This is a genomic window from Sphingomonas sp., from assembly GCF_031380695.1.
In the GTDB taxonomy this organism is placed as follows: domain Bacteria; phylum Pseudomonadota; class Alphaproteobacteria; order Sphingomonadales; family Sphingomonadaceae; genus Sphingomicrobium.
Genome location: NZ_JANMWY010000194.1, coordinates 1 through 4,959, shown reverse-complemented (window position 1 = coordinate 4,959; position 4,959 = coordinate 1). Strand labels below are relative to the sequence as shown.

Annotated in this window: 4 protein-coding genes and 1 pseudogene; all 5 read right to left on the bottom strand. The window is 65.8% G+C overall.

Features of this window, described 5'->3' with window-relative positions; genetic code table 11:
- A partial coding sequence (locus RMN84_RS07155) for a type III pantothenate kinase (RefSeq protein ID WP_309611493.1) occupies window positions 1-646 on the bottom strand: 646 nt, incomplete at its 3' end.
- A 56-nt stretch (window positions 647-702) separates the two neighbouring features.
- Window positions 703-1,380 (bottom strand): biotin--[acetyl-CoA-carboxylase] ligase, encoded by a 678-nt coding sequence (locus tag RMN84_RS07150; protein WP_309611494.1) that lies wholly within the window; start codon window positions 1,378-1,380, stop codon window positions 703-705.
- 11 nt (window positions 1,381-1,391) lie between these two features.
- Window positions 1,392-2,837 (bottom strand): NADH-quinone oxidoreductase subunit NuoN, encoded by a 1,446-nt coding sequence (gene nuoN, locus RMN84_RS07145; RefSeq protein ID WP_309611492.1) that lies wholly within the window; start codon window positions 2,835-2,837, stop codon window positions 1,392-1,394.
- The gene (locus RMN84_RS07140; protein ID WP_309611491.1) at window positions 2,837-4,366 is read right to left on the bottom strand and encodes an NADH-quinone oxidoreductase subunit M; all 1,530 of its coding nucleotides are present in this window, start codon (window positions 4,364-4,366) and stop codon (window positions 2,837-2,839) included. The genes nuoN and RMN84_RS07140 overlap by 1 nt, the downstream gene beginning before the upstream one ends.
- Window positions 4,363-4,959, bottom strand: a pseudogene (locus RMN84_RS07135) (NADH-quinone oxidoreductase subunit L); the annotation flags it as partial. The gene RMN84_RS07140 and the pseudogene RMN84_RS07135, both read right to left, overlap by 4 nt.

Here is a 4,959-nt window from a genome sequence, read left to right as displayed (position 1 = left end):
CGATTTCGGCCTTCAGCCGCACGACCAGCCCCTCGATCATTGCGACATAGCCCCAGTAGATGCCGATCAGCATCTGGGATCCGGTAGTACGGCCGATGACGCTCGTGTCAGCAGGTTCCTCGATCGCGATGCGCGGCAGCTTGGCCGCAGCGCCGACCAGCGCATCGAGCGACAGGTTGATCCCGGGCGCGATGATCCCGCCCTTGTAGGCGCCCGAACTGCCGACCACGTCGAACGTCGTCGCGGTGCCGAAGTCGATCACGATCAAGTCGCCCTTGTGCCGCTCGTGCGCGGCGATGACGTTGAGCGCGCGATCGGCACCGACGCTGCCGGGTTCATCGACGTCGAGCGCGATGCCGTAGGGCGCGCTGGCGCTGCCCGCGATCATCGGCGTCACGTGAAAATATTTTTCGCTCAGCACTTCGAGATTATGGAGCGCTCGGGGCACAACGGTGGCGATGATGACCGCCGTCACGTCGGCGCGGGTATAGCCCTCTAGCTCGAGCAGTTGGTGCAGCCACACCGCATATTGGTCGGCCGTCCGCCGCGCGTCGGTCGCGATCCGCCAGCGCGCGCGGATCGTCCGCGTCTCGTCGACCAGCGCGAAGACGAGGTTGGTGTTTCCGGCATCGACGGCGAGCAGCATGAGCGCGCCCTAGACCGGTTCCACCCTGACGTCATCCTGAACTTGTTTCAGGAGCGTCAGCGAAGGTCGACGTCGCCGGCCCGGATAACCTCGACCGCACCGCCATCCAGTCGCAGCCGCAACGCCCCATCCGCCTCCAGCCCGTCGAACCGCCCGGCAATCCGTTTGCCCGGCCCGCTGTGCACGTCGAGCGGCGTCCCGATCGCATGTGCGCGCGCCAGCCATGCCTGGGCGAAGGCGGCAGGCTCGCTCGACCGCCAAAGACTGAGCATCCGCGCCATGCTCGCGGCGAGGAGGGGAGCGAAGGCCTGCGGGGTGAGCGCGCGGTCGAGGGAGGCGGTGACGCGACCCTCGATCGCCGGGGCGACAGCGAGGTTGACGCCGAACCCGGCGACGATGTGATCCCCCGTCCGCTCCAGCAGAATCCCGGCGAGCTTCGCCCCGCCCAACAGCAAGTCATTGGGCCATTTGAGCATGAGCGGTTCGCCCGGAGCGGCTGCATCGACAGCCTCGATGAGCGCCAATCCACACGCCAGTGACAGGCCGGGTGCAGGCGGATCGCCGACGCGCAGTTGAATTAAGGTCGAGCCGAAGAAATTGCCGGCCAGCGACGACCATGCCCGCCCTTGTCGCCCTTTGCCCTCGTCCTGTGCCAGCGCGACCAGCCAGTCACCCTCGACCGCACCGATGTCGCCCAGCAGCACGGCGATGGTCGACCCGGCGCAATCTACGATGCGGATGCGGCTCAGAACAGGCTGCTCGCGGCATTAGCGGCAATCTGCCCGATCGGGCCGATCAGCAGATAGCCGAGCGGAGACACGAACAGTGCGGCGAGCAGGATCAGCGCGCCTTCGAGCGGCGCCTTCACGCGGGCAAGCGGTGCACCGGGCGCGTCGAAGTAGAGGATCTTGACGACCTTGAGGTAATAATAGGCGCCGACGACCGTCCCGAGGATGCCGATCACGGCGAGCCAGATCAGCCCGCTGTGGACCGCCGCGATGAATACCTGCAGCTTAGGCCAGAATCCGAACAGCGGCGGGATTCCGGCGAGGCTGAGCATGAACGCCGCCAGCGCCGCAGCCAGTCCGGGCCGCGAATGCGACAGGCCCGCAAGTGCGGACAGCTGCTCGATCGGCTCGCCATCCTCACCGCGCAAACGCAGCACGCACAGGAAAGCGCCGAGCGTCATCACCAGATAAACCGCCATGTAGAACAGCACCGCGCTCGCCCCCTGAACGCCGCCCGCCGCAATGCCGATCAGCGCGAAGCCGACATTGTTGATCGACGAGTAAGCCAGCAGCCGCTTGATGATGGTCTGGCCATAATCCGCGACCGCGCCGAGGAAGATCGAACCGATCGCGACCACGGTCACGATCTGCCGCCACGCCTCGATCGCCGGGCCCAGTGCGCCGAAGCAGACCCGGGTTGCGAGTAGTACCGCGGCGACCTTGGGCGCAGAGGCGAAGAAGGCGGTTACCGGCGTCGGCGCCCCTTCGTACACATCGGGTGTCCACATGTGGAACGGCACTGCGCTGATCTTGAACGCCAGCCCCGCGAGCAGGGACACCAGCCCGAACAACAGCCCGAGTGAATGCGGCCCCTCGCGCAGGAACGCCGCCGCGATGCCGCCATATTCGGTCGTGCCGGTAAAGCCGTAGAGCAGGGAAATGCCGTAGAGCAGGATGCCCGACGCCAGCGACCCCAGCACGAAATATTTCAGCCCTGCCTCGGCCGAGCGCGCGTCGCTGCGCCGGTAGGACGCGAGGACGTAGGCGGCGAGGCTCTGCAACTCGAGCCCGACATAGAGCGTGATCAGGCTGGTCGCCGAGACCATCACCGCCATGCCGACCGCGCTGAACAGGATCAGCACCGGATATTCCGCGCCATGTTCGCTGTGCCCATCGCCGCCGACCATCTCGGCAAACCAGCCATGCGCGCCGATGATCGCCACCGCCGCACCAAGAAAGATCAGCAGCTTGCCGAACGCCGAAAAGCCGTCGGCCGCGATCAGCCCGCCGAACAGCGGTCCGGCATCGCTGGCCGGCCCAAGGAGCATCACAGTTGCCGCGACGAGCAGCGCCACCGTGCCGCCGCTGGTGTTCCGCCCGGCGCGCGGCATGAACGCCGCGACCATCATCAGCACGATCGCGCCGAGGCCGAGCGTGAATTCGGGAAGGAGCGCCATCAACATCAGTGCTTCTCTTCCGCTTCGATGACCCGCAGCGGCGGCTTGCCCGGCGTCAGATGGGCATCGCCGGCCGGTGCGGCGCGCTCGATCCGGGTCAGCAACCGCCCGACGTCGGCGCGCATCGGCTTGAGGAAGCTCTCCGGATAGACGCCCATCGACAGCACCACCGCCGCGATCGGGGCAAGCAGCCAATATTCGCGCGCATCGAGGTCGGGCATCGCCGCCGCGTCAGCATTGTCCAACGTACCGAAACAAATCCGTCGATAGAGATAGAGCATGTACGCCGCGCCGAGGATGATGCCAGTCGTCGCCACCGCCGCGCCCCAGCTCGACGCGCGATACGTCCCGGTCAGGCTCAGGAATTCGCCGACGAACCCGCTCGTGCCGGGCAGGCCGACGCTGGCCATGGTGAACAGCATGAACAGCAGGGCATAGCCCGGCATATTGTTGCTCAGTCCGCCGTAGCGGGCGATCTCGCGGGTGTGCAGCCGGTCGTAAATCACGCCGACGCACAGGAACAAGGCGCCCGACACCAGCCCGTGGCTGAGCATCACCAGCATCGCGCCCTCGATCCCCTGCCGGTTGAAGGCAAACAGCCCGAACGTCACGAACGCCATGTGCGCGACCGACGAGTAGGCGATCAGCTTCTTCATGTCGTGCTGCACCAGCGCGACCAGGCTGGTGTAGACTACGGCGATCCCGCTCAGCACGAATACCAGCGGCAGATAATGCGCCGACGCCTCGGGAAACATCGGCAGGCTGAAGCGAATGAAGCCGTAACCGCCCATCTTGAGCAGCACGCCCGCCAGGATCACCGACCCCGCGGTCGGCGCCTGGACGTGCGCATCGGGCAGCCAGGTGTGGACCGGCCACATCGGCATCTTGACCGCGAAGCTGGCGAAGAACGCCAGCCACAGCCAGTTCTGCAAGCCGGGCGCGAAGTCGTAAGCCATCAGCGCGGGGATCGAGCTCGTGCCCGCAATGCCAATCATCACCAGCATCGCGATCAGCATCAGCACCGAACCGGCGAGCGTGTAGAGGAAGAATTTATAGCTCGCCTTGATCCGTTCGGCACCGCCCCAGATGCCGATGATGAGGTACATCGGAATCAGGCCACCTTCGAAGAAGATGTAGAACAGCAGCAGATCCTGCGCACAGAACACGCCGATCATCAGCGCCTCCATCAGCAGGAAGGCGGCCATATATTCGGGCACGCGCTTTTCGATCGCGCGCCACGACGCGCCGATGCAGATCGGCATCAGGAACACGCTGAGCATGATCAGCATCAGCGCGATGCCATCGATTCCGAGCGCCCACGAGAGGCTGTTGCCGGCAAGGCCGATGTGCTCGACGAACTGCCACTGCGGTCCCCCGGGCACGTAGGCGCGCCACATCATGATACCGAGGACGAGGTCGATCAGGGTCGCGCCAAGTGCGATCCAGCGAGCCGTGCTTGCCTCGACGAACAGCGCGACTATTGCGGCGATCAGCGGGATGGCAATGAGGAGCGAAAGGATGGGAAGACCGCTCACAACGCCCACCACATCGCCCAGCTCGCCGCGCCGATCAGGCCGAGCAGCATGACCAGCGCGTAGCTGGTGACATAGCCCGACTGGACCCGCGCGGTGACGCGGTTGCCGAGCCCGACCATCGTCGCCGCGCCATGCGGGCCGAAGCGGTCGATCGTCTGCTCGTCACCGCGATGCCACAGGAAGCGACCGATGGCGAACGCCGGACGCACGAAGATCGCGTCGTACAGTTCATCGAAATACCATTTGTGCATCAGGAAATCGTGCACCCCAGGCAGGACCGCGACGAAGCGACCGGGCGCGGCCGGATCGCGGATATAATTATTCCAGGCGATCGCCAGCCCGACCAGCATGACGATCGTCGGGGTGAAGGAGACCAATCCCGGCACCGCGTGGGCCGCGTGAGCGAGGTGCTCGCTGAACGAGAGGCTGCCGCGCCAGAACTCGGGCCCGCCTTCCGGCGACACGAACACATGCTCGAACGCAAAGCCCGCAAACACCGCGCCGACCGACAGCAGGATCAGCGGCACCAGCATCGACCATGGGCTCTCGTGCGGATGATAGCCGCCGGTGCCGGCAAAGGCGTGCACGCCATG

What these genes read in the sequence shown, in the direction of transcription:
- nuoN (WP_309611492.1), bottom strand. Translation starts at nt 2,837, where the DNA reads ATGTTGATGGCGCTCCTTCCCGAATTCACGCTCGGCCTCGGCGCGATC.